This is a genomic window from Pseudomonas sp. LS44, from assembly GCF_024730785.1.
Lineage (GTDB): Bacteria > Pseudomonadota > Gammaproteobacteria > Pseudomonadales > Pseudomonadaceae > Aquipseudomonas.
On record NZ_CP102830.1, the window covers coordinates 3,524,494 to 3,541,217 of the forward strand.

The window sequence follows — 16,724 nt, forward strand, 5'->3', positions numbered from 1 at the left end:
CCCAGAGCGAAAAACAGTGAGCGGGGAGTCAGGAGTGGCCTCATGGCTGAGTCTTAGCGGTTCCGTTGAGTGCGTGCGCGGCAGGATAGAGGGCTGCCGACAACTGAGCCAATCCTTCCGGCAAACGTGGGCCAAGCCCACCCACCAGCAGCGTGGGATCCAGCGCGACCAAGCGGCTATCGCGCGCCGCTGGAGTCGCCGCCAACGCTGGATTTTGTTTGAGCAAAGCCTGCTTGGCGGATTCGCCGCTCAGACTGCGGTCGGCAAAAATCACCACCTGCGGATCGAGCGCCATCAGCGCCTCGGTGGAAATCGCCTTGTAGCCCGTATGCGCGACGATGTTACGTCCGCCGGCGCGCTCGATCAGCCAAGCCGCGGAAGTGTCCCGCCCGGCCGCCATCGGATTGCCGCCGGCGTGTCCGAGCAATAGCAAAACCCTTGGCGCGTCCTGGGTGCGCTGTGCCGCGGCGACCCAAACCGCCTGGTCTTGCAGTTTTTGCCGGTAGGCGGCCAACACTTGAGCCGCGCGGGCCTGATCGCCGAGCAATTCGCCAATTCGCGTGAGGCTCTGCGCCAGGCTATCCAGGTCGGCTTTGACTGGCAGTGTTTCGATCCGCACGCCAGCCGCTTTGAGTTGCTCGAGCACCGGCGGCGGGCCCATTTCCTCGCTGCCGATCAGCAGACCCGGACGCAGCGTGAGAATGCCCTCGGCTGACAGCTGGCGCTGATAACCGATACTCGGCAACGCCTTCAGCGTGGCCGGATGCTGACTGGTGGTGTCCACCCCGACCAGACGCGGCTCGCCGCCCAAGACCACCACCCACTCACTGAGCGAGCCACCGGCGCTGACCCAGCGCTGCGGTAACGGTTCGGCGGCACCGGCCAGCTGGCCGAACAGAAGAGCGGCAAACAGACCAGTCAAACAGAGGATAAGGCGCATGCAAATCGACTCCATTGCAATACAGCGAACCCGCGTGGCCGGGGGCAGCCATGCGGGCGAAATAAGGAAGCGGCGCTCGATTGGCGCCGCCTGATTTAAAAGCGCGAAGCCGCTGCTCAGCCGACCAGAACCGATACGCTCTCGGCCAACTCGCGCCAGTCTTGACGCTCAGGAATCCCTGGCTTACGTGCGCCAAACAGTTGCACGACCAGCTCGCCGTTGGCGTCAAAGGCTTCCCAGCTGGTGATCACGCCATCGCTGCTCGGCTTGCGCACGCGCCACAGCGAAGTTACGCCAGGGGTTTTCAGGTGCAGGTTGAACTGCGGATCGAGCACGTTGAACCAGGTGTCCAGCCAACGCATATTGCTCACCGGACCCGAGTGAATCTGGATGCAATGCTGGTTGCCGACGAAGACCATGATCGGTACTTCACGGCGTCCGGCCTCTTCCAGCAGATTGGGTAATTCACGCACATCCAGCGGTTCGGCCCACTCGCTGCCCGCCAGGCGCAGAGCCTGGGTACGGGCCACGCCATGCTTTTTCAGCAGGGCGAAGAAATGGTGCGTGTCTTTCAGATTCGACCAGCCTTCACGCAGCGCCGCGACATCGATAACCGCATCAGCCTGCTCATCGGGACGCGCCGGCAACGGTTGCAGGGCCAGTTCAGCGCTCTGCTCGTCGGCACGGAAACGCTGGACCAACGGTTCCCAGCCGGCTAGTTCGCTATCTTCGGTGAGGAACACCTTGTGGACGGCAACGCCCTGCCGGTCGAACACCTGGACGCTGCGCTGCATACCCCGCGCAGTTTCTTCGGCCACGGCGAACACGCTGGCCCAACCACCGAGGAACAAGCGCAGGTCGATATCCGCGGAAACCACCAGTCCCATCTGCCCGTTGGCCATCACCGAGACCTCGCGGTAGTAGCCTTTGCGTTCGTGCACGCAATGCTCGTTGCGGGTCAGCGCCATGACATAACCCAGCTCGCCCAGCGCCGGCAGCAGCCCGGCCCAGTCCGGATTCAAGCGCACCGCGTCGACGCCCAGGCGACTGGCGGTCAATTCGCCTTCACTCACCGCCAGATGCTCGGCGGCATCGCGGGCGCGCAGCTTCGGCTGCTCGCTGCGCAGTACTTGCCAGGCTTGATACAGCGGGTTGGCTACGTTGGCCAGGGGGGATTGGGTTTGGCTAGTCATGGTGACTCCTTATGGTTATCGGCTCGCCGTAAGGGCGAATTGAATCGGAATATGGACGCGGCTCGGCACCGGTTGACCGTTCTGGCTTTCCGCGCGAAACCGCCAACTGGCAACCGCCTCGAGGGCAGCGCGATCCAGGCTGTCGATGCCGGATGAACGCAACAGTTTCAGTTCACGCTGATCACCCCGCGCATCCAGGCGCACTTCAATCAGCACCACTCCCTGTTGATTGCGCCGGCGCGCCAACGCGGGATAGCCCGGCTGCTTCGGCGGCTCGAGAAAGGAGGGGCGACTGCTGAACACCTCCTCGACGTGCACGGTCCTCGCCCTCGGAGCTGACGCCGCGGCGGCCAGCTGAGTGGTAGGCGCTGCGGCGACCGTGGTGGCTGCAGTCAACGCCGCCGGCTTGGGCTGCCGGCGCTCCGGCTGAGGGGCAGCCTTGGCGATGGCGACTTTACTCGGCGGTTTGGCGACCACTGGTTTGGTTAGAACTGGCTTGACCGGCGGACGCTGTGCTGGCGTAGCGGCGACCGCTTGCGCAGGGGCTGTCGCAGCGGGCCGGGGAGCTGCCGCGACTGGCAGCGCGTCCAGCGGCGCCAAGCTGATCTGAATGGCAACGGGTTGGCTGACGGCGGTGGATTGCCCATGCGCCTGCCACTGTCCCTGCAACAGCCAGCCAAGGCCGGCATGCAGGACCAGAGAGAGCGACGCATATAAAGGGATCCGTGACATTAGAGCGCAACCATCAAACGATAATCTATTTGATATTTATTTGCATTTACACGTCAAGCTCATTAAGGTTTTGCGCCGCCATCACCCTACAAGCGCTGCATGCTGCCGCTCTGCCCATCACCGTGGCGCGGGCCTTACCCACAGCCCGGTCAGGCTCGCACTAGAACGAGCTTTTGCAGTATCGCGACGCGTTACCCATCAGGAGTTGCTCATGTCGTCCATTCGCCCGCCCTTTGCTCGCCGTTCCTGGCTGGCCTTGCTGTTGCTCACACCCTCCCTGGCCCTGGCCGCTGAAGCCGCCAAGCAGGCCACCCAGTTCGACACCATCACGGTCACGGCCACGCGCAACGAGCAGACCCTGGGTGAGGTGCCAAACACCGTTTCGGTTCTCACCGAACGTGATATCGATCAGCAGAATGTGAACAACATCCAGGACCTGGTGCGCTACGAACCGGGCGTTTCGGTGAGCGGCACCGGCAGCCGCTTCGGCCTGTCCGGCTTCACCATCCGCGGCATCGGCGGCAATCGCGTGTTGACCCAGGTGGATGGTGTCAGCGTGCCGGATGCCTTCAACTTCGGCCCATTCATGGACGCCCGCCGCAATTACATCGATCCGGACACCGTCAAGCAGGTGGAAATCATTCGCGGCCCGGCGTCCTCGCTGTACGGCAGTGATGCGATCGGTGGGGCGGTCAGCTTCCTGACCAAGGATGCAGCCGACTATCTGGACGAAGGCGACGACGCCTACGCCCGCCTGAAGACCGGCTATGACGGCGCCGACGACAGCTGGCTGCGCAGCGCCACCCTCGCCGGCCGCCAAGGTCAAGTCGACGGCGTGCTGCACATCGGCCGTCGCGACGGCCACGCACTGAACACCTACGGCGGCCAGGGCGGCAACGGCCGCGCTCGCGAAGAGGCCAACCCGCAGGATTACGAAGCGCAGAACCTGTTGCTCAAAGGCGGCTGGAACTATGCCGGCAACGATCGCCTGCAACTCAGCTACGAGCGCTTCCAGGACGATGCCGACACCAACCTGCGCAGCGACTACCCAACCTTCACACCGACCTCGCTAGGCCGCGGCATGTTCAGCAACTCGTTGATCAGCGCCAGCGACGCCAAGGACAGCACCGACCGCGAGCGCGTCAGTCTCGAGCACCTGCTGGAGCTGAACAGCAGCATCGCCGACCAGATGAAATGGCAGCTGAACTACCAGGAAAGCCAGATCCGCCAGCAAACCATGCAGAGTCGCTACTCCTGGACCGCCTTCAACACCAACCCGACCCCGCCGGCCTCCGCCTACGAGCGCTTCCGCACCCGCGACTCGCGCTACGAAGAAACCCTGTGGTCGCTCAACACCCAGCTGGACAAGCAGTTCGCCATCGGTGACACCCAGCACCACCTGATCTACGGCGTCGACCTCAAACGCCTGGAGAGCAGCGACCTGCGTAAAGGCAACGAGATTCGCGTCAGCACCGGCCTGCCCACCCCACCGGCCTTCGGCGCCGAGACCTTCCCGCTGAGCGACTTCCCCGACCCGGTCACCCACGAGTACGCCCTGTTCGTTCAGGACAGCATCGAGATCGGCCGCTGGACCTTGCTGCCGGGCCTGCGCTACGACTACTACCAGCTCAACCCGCACGTCACCGACGACTACCTTAACGCTCACCCGATTGACACCAACCCGTCCTCGTTCAGCGACAACGCGCTGTCGCCGAAACTTGGCGTGACCTACAAGCTCGACGACGCCCACAGCGTCTATGGCCAGTACGCCGCCGGCTTCAAGGCACCCGAGGCGGTGGACATCTTTGGCGAGTTCGTCAACGCCGGAATGCAGTACCAGACCATCGCCAACACCAGCCTGAAAGCCGAAACCAGCGACAGCTACGAGATCGGTCTGCGCGGCCAGTACGACGTCGGCAGCTTCGGCGTGGCGCTGTTCTACAACCGCTACAAAGACTTCATCGACCAGGTCACCGTGCCGGACCCGACTGGCAACAACTTCCTTACTTACCAGCAGCAGAACCTCAGCAAGGTCACCATCCGTGGTGCCGAAGCCAAGGGCGAGCTGTTCCTCGACCGCTTCGGCCTGCCGGCCGGCACCCGCGCCTTGGGCTCGATCGCCTACGCCCGCGGCAAGAACGAGGAAACCGGCGCACCGTTGAACTCCGTCGACCCGCTCAAGGCGGTGTTGGGCCTGGGCTACACCGCACCGAGCGGCCGTTTCGGCGGCGATCTCGCCTGGACCCTGGTGAGTGCCAAGGATCGCGTCGACCAAAGCCAGAACGCCGCCGTCCGCATCAACGAGCAGTTCGAAGCGCCCGGCTATGGGCTACTCGACCTGAATGGCTGGTGGCAGGTCAGCGAGGAATTCTCGGTCAACGCCGGTTTGTTCAACCTGGCGGACAAGAAATACTGGCAATGGGGCGACGTCCAAGGTCTGGACAGCAACAGCGTCAGCCTCGGCCGCTACACCCAGCCGGGTCGCCATGCGGCGGTCAACCTGGTCTGGGAAATCTGAGTCAAGCCTCGGCGCGCAGGGACGCGCTATCAGGCCGTTGAAAAACTACTGCGCTCGGCTATACCGCGTTGAAATCAGGCTCAAAATGCTCATTTACCACTCGTAAACTGCGCTTTTTCGCTTGATTTCGCCTTATCTAGCCTTCGCTCGCTACGTTTTTCAACGACCTGATATCGGTCGCGCACGCCAGTGCGGGATAATCCCCGCCTGTCGTGGAGATGCCGATGATTCGTTTATGTGCCCCGCATGAGCTGGCCGAAGGCCAGAGCCGGGGCTTTGCTTGTGATGACCTGAAGCTGCTGGCCGTGCGCCGGCAGGGCCAGGTCTATGTCTTCGAGAACCGTTGCCCGCACCGCAACGTCCCGCTCAACTGGTCGCCCGACCAATTCCTCGACCCAAGTGGCAGCCTGATCCAATGCGCCAGCCACGGGGCGCTATTTCTGATCGAATCTGGCGAATGCGTGGCCGGTCCCTGCGCCGGCCAATCGCTGCAGCCGCTGGAGTGTCGAGAAGACGCCGAAGGCCTGTGGATCGCGCCCCTGTAGCCTGGCTGCACTCCAGGCGCGCAGGTCAGACCAGCGCTGCCGGCTCCGGTAATAGCACGGGCAAGGGTCGAACCAGACGGATTTCCTCACAGCTGATCGCCACGCCGTAGGCGAGAATCTCCACGCCCGCCGTCTGTGCCTCGCGCAGTTCGGCGGCATAGGCCGGATCGACCTCGATCGCCGGGCGCACTGCCTCGATGCCGCTGAGATTCACGCAGTACAGCTGCACCGCCCGCACGCCTTGACGCGCCAACGCCGCCAGCTCGCGCAAGTGCTTGGCGCCGCGCACCGTCACCGCGTCGGGGAAGGCGGCGACTGGCGTCCCTTCGAAACCCAAGGTCACGCTTTTCACCTCGACGAAGGCGGCGCCATCGGGATAGTCCAGGCGCAAGTCGGCGCGGCTATTTTCCACTCCGTAGGCGACTTCACGCTTCAATGCGGTGAACCCCGCCAGCTCGCCGATCACCCCGGCTCGCAACGCTTCCTCGACCAGCGCATTGGCGCGTGCGGTGTTGACGCAGGCGAGCCGTCCCTGCGGGGTCTCGCTCAACTCCCAGGTACCAGGCAGCTTGCGCTTGGGGTTGTCGGAGCGGCTGAACCAGACCCGACAGCCATCGCTCAGACAATTGAGCATCGAGCCGGTATTTGGGCAATGAATGGTCAGCAGCTCGCCGCTGCTGGTCTCGATATCGGCCAGAAAGCGTTTGTAGCGGCGCAGCAACCGGCCTTCTTCGAGCGGCGGGTCAAAGCGCATGGGGGTTCCAACTGCGCAACCCGCGGGCAATGCGCGCAACGGCCTGCTCCAGGCGCGGCAAACTTTGCGTATAGGCAAAGCGCACGTGATGACCGGCCTGATAGCGGCCAAAGTCGAGGCCCGGGGTGATCGCCACATGCTCGGTTTCGAGGAAGTGCCGGCAGAAGGCGAACGCATCGCCGCCAAAGGCGGAAATGTCCGCATAAAGGTAGAAAGCCCCTTCCGGCTCTACGGCGATGCCGAAGCCCAACTCGCGCAAGGCCGGCAGCAGATAATCGCGACGCCGGGCGAATTCGCCGCGCCGCTCCTCGAGAATCGCCAGCGTCGCTGGTTCGAAACAGGCCAGGGCGGCGTACTGGGCCATGCTCGGCGCGCTGATGTAAAGGTTCTGGGCCAGCTTTTCCAGGTCTGCCACCGCCGCTTCGGGGGCGACCAGCCAGCCGAGGCGCCAACCGGTCATGCCGAAATACTTGGAGAAGCTGTTCAGCACGAACGCCTCATCGTCGACTTCCAGCACGCTCGACGCCTCCACGCCATAGGTCAGGCCGTGGTAGATCTCATCGACCACCAGATGCCCGCCACGCGCCTTGAGCGCGGCGGACAGACTGGCCAGCTCGTCGCGATGCAGCAACGTCCCGGTCGGGTTGGCCGGCGAGGCCACCAGCGCGCCGACGCTTTGCGCATCCCAATAGCGGTCGACCAATTCGGCATTCAGCTGATAACGCGCCTCCGGCCCTACCGGCACCAACTGCGCCGCACCTTCCACCAGTCGCAAAAAGTGCCGATTGCACGGATAACCAGGGTCGGCCAACAGCCAATGCTTGCCCGGATCGACCAGCAAGCTGGCGGCCAGCAATAAAGCACCCGAACCACCGGGAGTAATCAGGATGCGTTCGGGGTCTATCCTTAACCGGTAGCGTTCGGCATAGAAACCAGCGATGGCTTCGCGCAGCTGGGGTAGCCCACGCGCCGCGGTATAGCGGGTATGGCCAGCAGCCAAGGCCGCCTGGCCAGCCGCGATGATTGGCGCGGCGGTGGTGAAGTCCGGCTCACCGATTTCGAGGTGAATGACGTCATGACCGTCGGCCTGCAGCTGGTTGGCGCGGGCCAACAGGGCCATGACATGAAAAGGTTCGATGGCGCGGCTGCGCGCACTATAGGGATGGGCCATGGGCCTTCCTTTATAGAAGAGAGGAGCCGATTCTATCCGACCGACTCAGCAAACAGCAGCAGCCACGACAACCGGGAGTGGCGCAGGCGGAATCGATCTGGTAAGTTCGCCCGCTTGCAGCCGCAGGGCCGGGAAATTGACGGCAATGGACATCATCCTGCGCAGTGAATCAGAGAGATTAAGAGGCGGTCATCCATGCCCACCAAAGCAAAAGAAAAGAGCAGCCAGCTGACTCGCGGGTTCGAACCCTACAAAGAGAAGAAGGGCGAGGAATACATGAGCGATGCCATGCGCGCTCACTTCGTCGCAATTCTGAACAAGTGGAAGATGGAGCTGATGCAGGAGGTCGATCGGACCGTGCATCACATGCAGGACGAAGCAGCCAACTTCCCGGATCCGGCCGACCGGGCCAGCCAGGAAGAAGAGTTCAGCCTGGAACTGCGCGCCCGCGATCGCGAGCGCAAGTTGATCAAGAAGATCGACGAAACCTTGCAGCTGATCGAAGACAACGATTACGGCTGGTGCGAATCCTGCGGAGTCGAAATCGGCATCCGTCGCCTGGAAGCCCGCCCCACCGCTACGCTGTGCATCGACTGCAAGACCTTGGCGGAAATCAAGGAAAAACAAATCGGTTCCTGAACCGAGAACGGGGCGCTTCGGCGCCCCGCTTCATTTATAGCGTCATAGCGATGACTCTCCCCCCCTACATCGGCCGCTTCGCCCCCACGCCCAGTGGCTTTCTGCACTTCGGCTCTCTGGTCGCAGCTCTTGCCTCCTACCTGGATGCGCGCGCCTGTGGCGGTCAATGGCTGCTGCGCATGGAAGACCTGGACCCGCCTCGCGAGGCACCAGGTGCCCAAACTGCGATTCTCAGCACCCTGGAGGCCTACGGCTTCGAATGGGACGGCGAGCTGGTCAACCAGAGCGCACGCCACAGCGCCTATGCCCTGGTCATCGACCGTCTGCTGCAAGCTGGCCTGGCCTATGCCTGCACCTGCTCGCGCAAACAACTCGAAGGTAACGGCGGCATCTACCCCGGCACCTGTCGCAATGCCGGCCACGCCCAGCACGACGCAGCCATTCGCCTGCGCGTCCCCGAGCTGGAGTATCACTTCGTTGATCGCGTGCAGGGCCAGTTCCGCCAGCATCTGGGCCGCGAAGTGGGCGACTTCGTCATCCGCCGCCGCGACGGCCTCTACGCCTATCAACTGGCCGTGGTCCTCGACGATGCCTGGCAAGGCGTGACCGATGTGGTGCGCGGTGCCGATCTACTCAACTCCACCCCGCGCCAGTTGTATCTGCAAGAATTGCTTGGCCTGCCGCCGCCCGACTATCTGCACGTACCGCTGATCATCCAGCCGGATGGCCACAAGCTCGGCAAGTCTTACCGCTCGCCGCCACTGCCCACCGAGCAAGCCACGCCATTGCTGCTACGCGCCTTGCGTGCCCTTGGCCAATGCCCGCCGACCGAACTGAATGCCGGCAGCGCCCAAGAAGTGCTGGCCTGGGGCATCGCCCATTGGGACGCCTTGCTGATCCCGCGTAGCCGCACCCTGGCCGAAGCCCAATTGCACTAGCGCGTGCCTGGTTTGTAGAAGTCGTTCTACCCAGCGCAACGTCGGCCTATCGGCTTTTCTCCCCCATCCATTACCATCCACGGCAATTCCACGTGGACACACCCCATGTACATCTATCGACTGGTCTTGCTCCTGGTGGTGGGGATCTATTTGTTCTCGCCCGCCATCATGGATTGGTGGATCGACCCGACCGGCGCCTGGTACCGACCGTACCTGCTCTGGCTGATCCTCATCGTGGTGACCTTCATCCTGCAGAGTCAACGCGATGCTGACGAGCTTTAGCCTCACCCAGCTGATCCTGATCAGCGCCCTCTATCTGCTTGCCCTGTTCGGCGTCGCCTGGCTCAGCGAACGCGGCCTGGTGCCGCGGCGCATCATCTCGCATCCGTTGACCTATACCCTGTCGCTCGGCGTCTATGCCAGCGCCTGGGCGTTCTACGGCACCGTGGGGATGGCCTATCAGTACGGCTTCGGCTTCCTCGCCAGTTACCTGGGGGTATCCGGCGCATTCTTGCTCGCCCCGGTGCTGCTCTATCCGATCCTGCGCATTACCCGCACCTATCAGTTGGCCTCGCTGGCCGACCTGTTTGCCTTTCGCTTTCGCAGCACCTGGGCCGGCGCGCTGACCACCGTGTTCATGCTGATTGGCGTACTGCCGCTGCTGGCCCTGCAGATGCAGGCGATCGCCGACTCGATCGGCATCCTCACCCGCGAAGCCGTACACGAGCGGATCGCCCTGAGCTACTGCGGGCTGATCATTCTGTTCACCATCCTGTTCGGCGCCCGCCACATCGCCACGCGGGAAAAACACGAAGGCCTGGTGTTCGCCCTCGCCTTCGAGTCGGTCGTCAAGTTGCTAGCCCTCGGCGGCATCGGTTTTTATGCGCTCTACCACGTGTTCGGCGGGCCACGGGAACTGGAGATGTGGCTGCTGCAGAACCAGAGCGCCCTCGCCGCTCTGCACACGCCCTTGCAGGAAGGCCCGTGGCGCACGTTGTTGCTGGTGTTCTTCGCCTCGGCGATCGTCATGCCGCACATGTTCCATATGACCTTCACCGAAAACCTCAATCCGCGCGCGCTGGTCAGCGCCAGCTGGGGATTGCCGCTGTACCTGCTGCTGATCAGCCTGTCGGTGCCACTGATCCTGTGGGCCGGACTGAGGCTCGGCGCGACCACCAACCCGGAATATTTCACCCTCGGGATCGGCATCGCCGAAAACAACCAGACACTGGCCTTGCTGGCCTATGTCGGCGGCCTCTCGGCGTCCAGCGGGCTGATCATCGTCACCACCCTGGCACTCTCCGGCATGGCCCTCAACCATCTGGTGCTGCCGCTTTATCAGCCACCGGCCGAGGGCAATATCTACCGCTGGCTGAAGTGGACGCGGCGCGCCCTGATCATCGCCATCATCGCCGCCGGTTATGGTTTTTACCTGTTGCTCGGCGCGCAACAGGACCTGGCCAATCTGGGCATCGTCGCCTTCGTCGCCACCCTGCAGTTCCTGCCCGGTGTGCTCTCGGTGCTGTACTGGCCGACGGCCAACCGCCGCGGCTTCATCGCCGGCCTGCTGAGCGGCATCGGCGTATGGATGGTCAGCATGTTGCTGCCGCTGCTGGGTAACATCCAGGGCATCTACCTGCCGATGTTCGATGTCATCTATGTGCTCGATGACACCAGCTGGCATCTCGCCGCCATCGGTTCGCTGGCCGCTAACGTGCTGGTGTTCACTTTGGTATCGCTATTCAGCGAAACCAGCAGCGAGGAACAGAGCGCCGCCGAGGCCTGCGCCGTGGACAACGTGCGCCGTCCACAGCGCCGCGAACTGCAGGCGTCCACGCCGCAGGAATTCGCCACCCAACTGGCCAAACCTCTCGGCGCCAAGACGGCGCAGCGCGAAGTCCAACAGGCGCTGCGCGATCTGCATCTGCCGTTTGACGAGAACCGCCCCTACGCCTTGCGCCGCCTGCGCGACCGCCTGGAAGCTAACCTCTCCGGCCTGATGGGGCCGAACGTCGCCCAAGACATCGTCGAAACCTTCCTGCCCTACAAGTCCGGCAGCGAAGGCTACGTTACCGAAGACATTCACTTCATCGAAAGCCGCCTGGAGGATTACCACTCACGCCTCACCGGCCTGGCCGCCGAGCTCGATGCGTTGCGTCGCTACCACCGGCAAACGCTGCAGGAGTTGCCGATGGGCGCCTGCTCGCTGGCCAAGGATCAGGAAATCCTCATGTGGAACCGCGCCATGGAAGAGCTCACCGGCATTCCCGCGCAGCGCCTGGTCGGCTCACGCCTGAGCACCCTCGCCGAACCCTGGAAAGGCTTGCTGGAAGGCTTCATCAACCTGCCCGACGAGCACCTGCACAAACAGCGCCTGGCGCTGGATGGCCAGCCCCGCTGGTTCAATCTGCATAAGGCGGCCATCGAAGAGCCGCTGGCCCCGGGCAATACCGGCCTGGTCCTGCTGGTCGAGGACCTGACCGAAACGCAGATGCTCGAAGACAAACTGGTGCACTCCGAACGCCTGGCGAGCATTGGTCGCCTGGCTGCCGGCGTGGCCCATGAGATCGGCAACCCGATCACCGGCATCGCCTGTCTGGCGCAGAATCTACGCGAGGAGCGCGAAAGCGACGGCGAACTGAGCGAGATCAGCAGCCAGATCATCGAACAGACCAAACGCATATCGCGCATCGTCCAGTCGCTGATGAGCTTCGCCCACGCCGGCGGTCATCAGCACGCAGAAGAACCGGTCTGTCTGGCGGATGTGGCGCAGGATGCCATCGGCCTGCTGTCGCTCAACCGGCGGAATTTCGAAGTGCAGTTCTACAATCTTTGCGATCCCGAGCACTGGGTAGAAGGCGATCCGCAACGTCTCGCCCAAGTACTCATCAACCTGCTTTCCAATGCCCGCGACGCCTCACCACCAGGCGGTGGCGTCCGCGTACGCAGCGAAGCATCCGGACACACCGTCGATCTTATCGTCGAAGACGAAGGCAGCGGCATTCCTAAATCGATCATGGATCGCTTGTTCGAGCCGTTCTTCACCACCAAGGATCCTGGCGAAGGCACCGGGCTGGGGCTTGCACTGGTCTATTCGATCGTGGAAGAGCATTATGGGCAAATAACCATCGACAGCCCGGCCGACGCCGAGCACCAGCGCGGCACCCGAATCAGGGTGACTTTGCCGCGCCACGTCGCAACGACGTCCGTAGTAACCAGAGACCGTCGAGAGAGCTGAATTCATGCCGCATATCCTGATCGTCGAAGACGAAACCATCATCCGCTCGGCACTGCGCCGCCTGCTGGAACGTAATCAATACGAAGTCAGCGAGGCCGGCTCGGTGCAGGAAGCCCAAGAGCGCTTCAGCATTTCCGGTTTCGATTTGATCGTCAGCGACTTACGTTTACCCGGCGCACCCGGAACCGAACTGATCAAGCTCGGCCAAGGCACGCCGGTGCTGATCATGACCAGCTACGCCAGCCTGCGCTCGGCGGTGGACTCTATGAAAATGGGCGCGGTCGATTACATCGCCAAACCTTTCGATCATGACGAGATGCTCCAGGCAGTCGCGCGCATCCTGCGCGAGCGCAAAGAGAATCTCAGCGCACCGGCAGCAGAGCGCGGCAATGGCGCTTCGGCAAATAGCCGCAGCAAACCTGCCGAGGCGGGTCAGGGCGAAATTGGCATCATCGGTTCCTGTCCGGCTATGCAGGATCTGTACAGCAAGATTCGTAAGGTTGCGCCGACCGATTCCACCGTGTTGATCCAAGGCGAATCCGGTACCGGCAAGGAACTGGTAGCTCGCGCGCTACACAACCTGTCGCGGCGCTCCAAAGCGCCGCTGATCTCAGTGAACTGCGCGGCGATCCCGGAAACCCTGATCGAATCCGAATTGTTCGGCCATGAGAAAGGCGCGTTCACCGGCGCCAGCGCTGGACGCACCGGCCTGGTGGAAGCTGCCGATGGCGGAACCCTATTTCTCGATGAAATCGGCGAACTGCCGCTCGAAGCTCAGGCTCGCCTGCTACGCGTATTGCAGGAAGGCGAAATCCGTCGGGTCGGCTCGGTGCAATCGCAGAAAGTCGACGTGCGCCTGATCGCCGCCACTCACCGTGACCTCAAGAGCCTCTCCAAGGTCGGCCAGTTCCGCGAAGACCTGTATTACCGCTTGCATGTGATCGCGCTCAAATTGGCGCCGCTGCGCGAGCGCGGTAGCGATGTCAATGAAATTGCCAAGCTGTTCCTGGCCCGTCAGGCCGCACGCATGAACCGTGGGGAAATGCATTTTGCCCATGACGCCGAACAGGCCATTCGGCATTACCCGTGGCCAGGTAACGTCCGCGAACTGGAAAACGCCATCGAGCGGGCAGTGATTCTTTGTGAGAGCACGGAGATTTCCGCCGAATTGCTGGGCATCGACATTGAGCTGGATGACCTGGATGACGACGCCTTCGTTAGCTCTGCGCCCAGTCATGCGGCCAGCAATGCCAATGAACCGACAGAAGACCTGTCGCTGGAAGACTACTTCCAGCATTTCGTTCTCGAACATCAAGATCACATGACCGAGACCGAACTGGCCCGCAAACTGGGTATCAGCCGCAAATGTCTTTGGGAGCGCCGCCAACGCCTGGGAATTCCACGTCGCAAGACCGGTAGCGCAGTGGAAAACTGACGACGGCGGTGACAGCGGTGGAACGTTCAGGTTCCCCGCTTGTTACCCACCAGGAACATCACGTAACAAAGCCGGGTCTTAAGGTAACGATAACCCGGCTTTTTTGTGCCCCACCAATCACACCAAAAACAGCTAACTTATTGTTTTATAAGGAATCTCAAAAACTGGCACGCGTTCTGCTATATCTCTGACACAACAACAATAACAAGCAGTGCCCACACAATAAAAACAACACGTAACGACTCCGGCATAACAAAAACAAAAACGCAGGGGACGCAGCTAACTGATTTTTTTGGAGAGGACTAGCCGTTGGGGTTCGCCCCACCACCAGACCGAGAACAATAAAACTGCACTCATGCAGCGCCCGAACTGGTTGGATCGATTCACGATGATGGCCACATCAGCTTCCAAAGCAATCCGTTTGCTACTGACTCCCAGTTTGGGGGTTTTTCCTGAAGCCACTGGGCAGAAGGAACGGGTCAACAAACAAAAACAACAAGCCCGACATAATAATAAAAACAAAGCACGCACCTACTTGGGGGGGAGCTTCGGCTCCCCCAGTAGCTTTCGCTCCCCGCCGCAGTCTCGTACACCATCTCCCGAGTCAATGCTAGAATCCGCGCCAATCATGCGGTCATTTCCTATTCTGGCCGACCACCTCGTCAAACAGTGCATCCCATGCTGAAAAAGCTGTTCCAGTCTTTCCGCTCGCCCTTGCGCCATAGCAAGCAGCATCCGCGTAGCACCCCCGAAGTCCTGAGCAATCGTCAGCATCCACTGCGCCGCGACGAAAACATCAGCCGCTATGCCGTGAGTGTCGTCGAGCGCCTGCAGAACGCTGGCTATCAGGCTTACTTGGTGGGTGGTTGTGTTCGCGACCTACTGCTGGGTATCAAACCCAAAGATTTCGACGTGGCTACCAGCGCCACACCGGAGCAAGTGCGCGCTGAATTCCGCAATGCCCGGGTTATCGGCCGTCGCTTCAAGCTGGTGCATGTCCATTTCGGGCGAGAAATCATCGAGGTCGCCACCTTCCGTGCCAATCATCCGCAAGGCGAGGAAGACGAGAACAGCAACCTCTCAGCGCGCCATGAAAGTGGCCGGATTCTGCGCGACAACGTGTACGGCAGCCTGGAAGACGATGCCCAGCGCCGCGACTTCACGATCAACGCGTTGTATTTCGATGTCACCGGCGAGCGCATTCTCGACTACGCGCGCGGCATGCATGATATCCGCAACCGACTGATCCGCCTGATCGGCGACCCCGAGCAACGCTACCTCGAAGACCCCGTACGCATGCTGCGTGCGGTGCGCTTTGCCGCCAAACTGGACTTCGACATCGAGAAACACAGCGCTGAGCCGATTGCACGCCTAGCCCCAATGCTGCGTGATATTCCCGCGGCACGTCTGTTCGATGAAGTGCTGAAACTGTTCCTCACCGGTTATGCCGAGCGCACCTTCGACCTGCTGCTCGACTACGGACTGTTCGCCCCGCTGTTCCCGGCGAGCGCCGCGGCTCTCAAGCACAATCCGGAATACACCGAACGCCTGATCCGTGAAGCCCTCGCCAGCACTGATGATCGTATCGAACAGGGCAAGCCGGTTACCCCGGCGTTCCTGTTCGCCGCCCTGCTCTGGCCCGCGCTGCCCGCCCGCGCCGCGCAGCTACAGGCGCGCGGCATGCCGCCAATTCCTGCCATTCAAGAAGCTGCCCACGAACTGATCAGCGAGCAATGTCAACGCATCGCCGTGCCCAAGCGCTTCACCTTGCCGATCCGTGAAATCTGGGACATGCAGGAACGCCTACCGCGCCGCAGCGGCAAGCGGGCTGATCTGCTGCTGGAGAATCCGCGCTTCCGCGCCGGTTATGACTTCCTCCTGCTACGCGAAAATGCCGGCGACGATACCGGCGGCCTCGGCGATTGGTGGACCGATTATCAGGACGCCTCTGATAGCGAGCGGCGGCGGATGATTCGCGACCTCAGCAGCAGCCCTGCCGAAGGCAGCGCACCGCGCAAACGCCGACGTGGCGGCGCCAAACGGCGCAACCGTGGCGAAGGGGCAACCCCGCCAGCGGCTGAATAAGAATGGAACGGGTCTACATTGGCCTGGGCAGCAACCTCGCCAAGCCCATCGAGCAACTACGCGCGGCGCTGGCTGCACTCGACGCCTTACCGCACTCGCGACTGGTCACAGTCTCGTCGTTCTACGCCAGCGATCCGCTCGGCCCAGCTGACCAACCCCGCTATGTGAATGCGGTCGCGGCGCTGGACACCTCCCTCGCGCCACTGCCACTGCTGGATGCCTTGCAGGCCATCGAGCAAGACCAGGGCCGACAACGTAAAGCCGAGCGCTGGGGACCACGGACCCTCGATCTGGATATCCTGCTGTTCGGCCAACGCCTGATCGACGAACCGCGCTTGCAAGTTCCGCACTACCATCTGCACGCCCGGCCGTTCGTCCTCTACCCGCTGGCGGAGATCACCACCGACCTGCAGCTTGCCGATGGCCGCTCGCTCAGTGCACTGCTTGAGGCTTGCCCGTTCCGGGGTATCGAGCGCCTGCCGGAGCAGTAATTATTGGCGGTAACGCCAGTAACAACTCGGTAACACCTGCAATTG

14 protein-coding genes are annotated in these 16,724 nt (G+C 62.2%); 9 read left to right on the top strand and 5 right to left on the bottom strand.

Going from position 1 to position 16,724, the window contains the following annotated elements; translation table 11 throughout:
- Positions 1–40: 40 nt before the first annotated feature.
- From NVV93_RS15800 to NVV93_RS15810, 3 genes are all read right to left on the bottom strand, one after another.
- On the bottom strand, positions 41–940 hold the full coding sequence (locus tag NVV93_RS15800; RefSeq protein ID WP_258251592.1) for a hemin ABC transporter substrate-binding protein: 900 nt from the start codon (positions 938–940) through the stop codon (positions 41–43).
- Between the two features lie 116 nt (positions 941–1,056).
- Positions 1,057–2,133 carry a hemin-degrading factor gene (locus NVV93_RS15805; protein ID WP_258251593.1) on the bottom strand — a complete coding sequence of 359 codons (1,077 nt, stop codon included), beginning with the start codon at positions 2,131–2,133 and terminating at the stop codon, positions 1,057–1,059.
- 15 nt (positions 2,134–2,148) lie between these two features.
- Positions 2,149–2,865 carry an energy transducer TonB gene (locus tag NVV93_RS15810; RefSeq protein WP_258251594.1) on the bottom strand — a complete coding sequence of 239 codons (717 nt, stop codon included), beginning with the start codon at positions 2,863–2,865 and terminating at the stop codon, positions 2,149–2,151.
- A 211-nt stretch (positions 2,866–3,076) separates the two neighbouring features.
- Here NVV93_RS15810 and NVV93_RS15815 point away from each other — a divergent pair, with 211 nt between their 5' ends.
- Both NVV93_RS15815 and NVV93_RS15820 read left to right on the top strand, forming a co-directional pair.
- The gene (locus tag NVV93_RS15815; protein WP_258251595.1) at positions 3,077–5,383 is read left to right on the top strand and encodes a TonB-dependent hemoglobin/transferrin/lactoferrin family receptor; all 2,307 of its coding nucleotides are present in this window, start codon (positions 3,077–3,079) and stop codon (positions 5,381–5,383) included.
- Positions 5,384–5,607: 224 nt separating this feature from the next.
- Positions 5,608–5,928 (top strand): Rieske 2Fe-2S domain-containing protein, encoded by a 321-nt coding sequence (locus NVV93_RS15820; protein WP_258251596.1) that lies wholly within the window; start codon positions 5,608–5,610, stop codon positions 5,926–5,928.
- 25 nt (positions 5,929–5,953) lie between these two features.
- On the opposite strand, the gene sfsA is transcribed toward NVV93_RS15820, so the two are convergent.
- Both sfsA and NVV93_RS15830 read right to left on the bottom strand, forming a co-directional pair.
- A complete protein-coding gene (gene sfsA / locus NVV93_RS15825; protein WP_258251597.1) occupies positions 5,954–6,682 on the bottom strand; it encodes a DNA/RNA nuclease SfsA in 729 nt (242 codons plus the stop codon).
- The gene (locus NVV93_RS15830) at positions 6,672–7,853 is read right to left on the bottom strand and encodes a pyridoxal phosphate-dependent aminotransferase (protein WP_258251598.1); all 1,182 of its coding nucleotides are present in this window, start codon (positions 7,851–7,853) and stop codon (positions 6,672–6,674) included. Before NVV93_RS15830 ends, sfsA begins: the two co-directional genes overlap by 11 nt.
- Before the next feature lie 195 nt (positions 7,854–8,048).
- On the opposite strand from NVV93_RS15830, the gene dksA reads away from it, so the two are divergent.
- From dksA to folK, 7 genes are all read left to right on the top strand, one after another.
- The gene (gene dksA, locus NVV93_RS15835) at positions 8,049–8,492 is read left to right on the top strand and encodes an RNA polymerase-binding protein DksA (RefSeq protein WP_258251599.1); all 444 of its coding nucleotides are present in this window, start codon (positions 8,049–8,051) and stop codon (positions 8,490–8,492) included.
- 50 nt (positions 8,493–8,542) lie between these two features.
- Positions 8,543–9,430, top strand: coding sequence for a tRNA glutamyl-Q(34) synthetase GluQRS (gluQRS, locus tag NVV93_RS15840; protein ID WP_258251600.1), 888 nt, complete (start codon positions 8,543–8,545; stop codon positions 9,428–9,430).
- Positions 9,431–9,535: 105 nt separating this feature from the next.
- On the top strand, positions 9,536–9,712 hold the full coding sequence (locus NVV93_RS15845; RefSeq protein ID WP_010796831.1) for a hypothetical protein: 177 nt from the start codon (positions 9,536–9,538) through the stop codon (positions 9,710–9,712).
- Positions 9,696–12,668, top strand: coding sequence for a sensor histidine kinase (locus tag NVV93_RS15850; RefSeq protein ID WP_258251601.1), 2,973 nt, complete (start codon positions 9,696–9,698; stop codon positions 12,666–12,668). The genes NVV93_RS15845 and NVV93_RS15850 overlap by 17 nt, the downstream gene beginning before the upstream one ends.
- Positions 12,669–12,672: 4 nt before the next feature.
- Complete coding sequence (locus tag NVV93_RS15855; protein ID WP_258251602.1) at positions 12,673–14,103, top strand: sigma-54 dependent transcriptional regulator; 1,431 nt, start codon at positions 12,673–12,675, stop codon at positions 14,101–14,103.
- A gap of 678 nt (positions 14,104–14,781) precedes the next feature.
- Complete coding sequence (locus NVV93_RS15860) at positions 14,782–16,188, top strand: polynucleotide adenylyltransferase PcnB (protein WP_258251603.1); 1,407 nt, start codon at positions 14,782–14,784, stop codon at positions 16,186–16,188.
- 2 nt (positions 16,189–16,190) lie between these two features.
- The gene (folK, locus tag NVV93_RS15865) at positions 16,191–16,679 is read left to right on the top strand and encodes a 2-amino-4-hydroxy-6-hydroxymethyldihydropteridine diphosphokinase (RefSeq protein ID WP_258251605.1); all 489 of its coding nucleotides are present in this window, start codon (positions 16,191–16,193) and stop codon (positions 16,677–16,679) included.
- Positions 16,680–16,724: the final 45 nt, after the last annotated feature.

Coding starts and splice junctions, on each gene's coding strand:
- NVV93_RS15800 (WP_258251592.1), bottom strand. CDS start 940: ATGCGCCTTATCCTCTGTTTGACTGGTCTGTTTGCCGCTCTTCTGTTC.
- sfsA (WP_258251597.1), bottom strand. CDS start 6,682: ATGCGCTTTGACCCGCCGCTCGAAGAAGGCCGGTTGCTGCGCCGCTAC.
- dksA (WP_258251599.1), top strand. CDS start 8,049: ATGCCCACCAAAGCAAAAGAAAAGAGCAGCCAGCTGACTCGCGGGTTC.
- NVV93_RS15820 (WP_258251596.1), top strand. CDS start 5,608: ATGATTCGTTTATGTGCCCCGCATGAGCTGGCCGAAGGCCAGAGCCGG.
- NVV93_RS15860 (WP_258251603.1), top strand. CDS start 14,782: ATGCTGAAAAAGCTGTTCCAGTCTTTCCGCTCGCCCTTGCGCCATAGC.
- NVV93_RS15805 (WP_258251593.1), bottom strand. CDS start 2,133: ATGACTAGCCAAACCCAATCCCCCCTGGCCAACGTAGCCAACCCGCTG.
- NVV93_RS15855 (WP_258251602.1), top strand. CDS start 12,673: ATGCCGCATATCCTGATCGTCGAAGACGAAACCATCATCCGCTCGGCA.
- NVV93_RS15810 (WP_258251594.1), bottom strand. CDS start 2,865: ATGTCACGGATCCCTTTATATGCGTCGCTCTCTCTGGTCCTGCATGCC.
- NVV93_RS15815 (WP_258251595.1), top strand. CDS start 3,077: ATGTCGTCCATTCGCCCGCCCTTTGCTCGCCGTTCCTGGCTGGCCTTG.
- NVV93_RS15845 (WP_010796831.1), top strand. CDS start 9,536: ATGTACATCTATCGACTGGTCTTGCTCCTGGTGGTGGGGATCTATTTG.
- NVV93_RS15830 (WP_258251598.1), bottom strand. CDS start 7,853: ATGGCCCATCCCTATAGTGCGCGCAGCCGCGCCATCGAACCTTTTCAT.
- gluQRS (WP_258251600.1), top strand. CDS start 8,543: ATGACTCTCCCCCCCTACATCGGCCGCTTCGCCCCCACGCCCAGTGGC.
- NVV93_RS15850 (WP_258251601.1), top strand. CDS start 9,696: ATGCTGACGAGCTTTAGCCTCACCCAGCTGATCCTGATCAGCGCCCTC.
- folK (WP_258251605.1), top strand. CDS start 16,191: ATGGAACGGGTCTACATTGGCCTGGGCAGCAACCTCGCCAAGCCCATC.